The sequence below is a fragment of the Hymenobacter agri genome, from assembly GCF_054778495.1.
This window is the reverse complement of sequence record NZ_BAAGZM010000934.1, coordinates 1-1,181: the sequence shown is the minus strand read 5'-3', so window position 1 is coordinate 1,181 and position 1,181 is coordinate 1. Positions and strand designations below refer to the sequence as shown.

The 1,181-nt window shown below is 65.1% G+C and carries 1 protein-coding gene; it reads right to left on the bottom strand.

Annotation, left to right across the window (positions count from 1 at the left end; genetic code table 11):
• A partial coding sequence (locus tag ACYVDE_RS23490; protein ID WP_460503951.1) for a pectate lyase family protein occupies nucleotides 1-1,181 on the bottom strand: 1,181 nt, incomplete at both ends.

Below are 1,181 nucleotides of genomic sequence, written 5' to 3'. Positions count from 1 at the left end.
GGGCCGCATGTGAGCACGGGCCAGGCGCCCTGCGAGGTGCTGTAGGGCGTATGGGCCGGAAAGCCACCCTGCACGTCGATGATGCCGCCGGTGCGGCCCTGCACTTCCTGAATAATGCGCTGGTCCACGGCGTCGCGCACGGGCAGCACGCAGCCCACGCCCTGCAGCACCGAGGTGTAGGCGGCCTGCGCGGTCTGGGTATTCAGCGGCGCAATGTTGAACGGCGTGCTCACTTTCGATTGCGTGGTGTCGGCCAGCGTGCCGCCCTGCATGGTGGCGCCCAGCCAGTTGCGACTGGTGACGGAGGCCGAGCCATCCACGTAGTTGCCGGCCATGTAAATCTGGGCGTAGGGCAGCAGCGGGGCAGTGGTTTGCTTGTAGGGGTTCACCGTTTTGAATTTCGAGCTGGTGCTCGGGCCCCACTTGTAGTAGTTGTTCACCAGGTTGTAGTTGCCGCCCTCGCCGCCGTACACGTTGTTCGAGCCCCAGTCGTAGAGAACGTTGTTGCGAAAATCACAGTTCTCCGAGCCCACGGCGGCGCCGTAGCGGGTGCCGTTCCAGCGCGGGGTGCGGCTGTTGCAGTGGGCAAACAGGTTGTGGTGGAACGAGGCCCGCCGCCCACCCCAGATGCCGCCGTAGCCGTGGCGCTCATAGTCGGTATCTCCGGTTTCAAAGTGGTAGGAGTAGTTCAGCGGCTCCGAAATCAGGTTCCACTGCAAAGTCATCGAGTCGGTACTGGCCCCGTAAAACGTAAATGCCTCGTCCTCGCTCCAGCTCATCGTGCAGTGGTCGACGATGATATTCTTGTGCTCGATGCCGTCGAAGGCGTCCTCGTCGCCGTTGCCGTTGGTCATGCCCAGGCCCGATTCCTGCGGGTACCGGTCGCCGAGGCGGAAACGCACGAAGCGCACCTGCACGTTATTGCCCGTCACCTGCACCTGCCGGTCGGCCAGGCAAATGCCGTCGCCGGGAGCCGTCTGGCCCGCCAGCGTGGTATTGGCCGGAATGCTGAGCCGGGCCGTGAGGTGAATGGTGCCGCACACCCGAAACACGATGGTGCGCGACGGCGCCGCCGTGGCCGACTGGCTCAGGGCGTAGCGCAGGGTGCCGGGCACGTTGGTATCGCCCAGGCTGGTTACTTCAAATACCGTGGTGGGCACGGCCGCCCGGCCCCGCCCGCC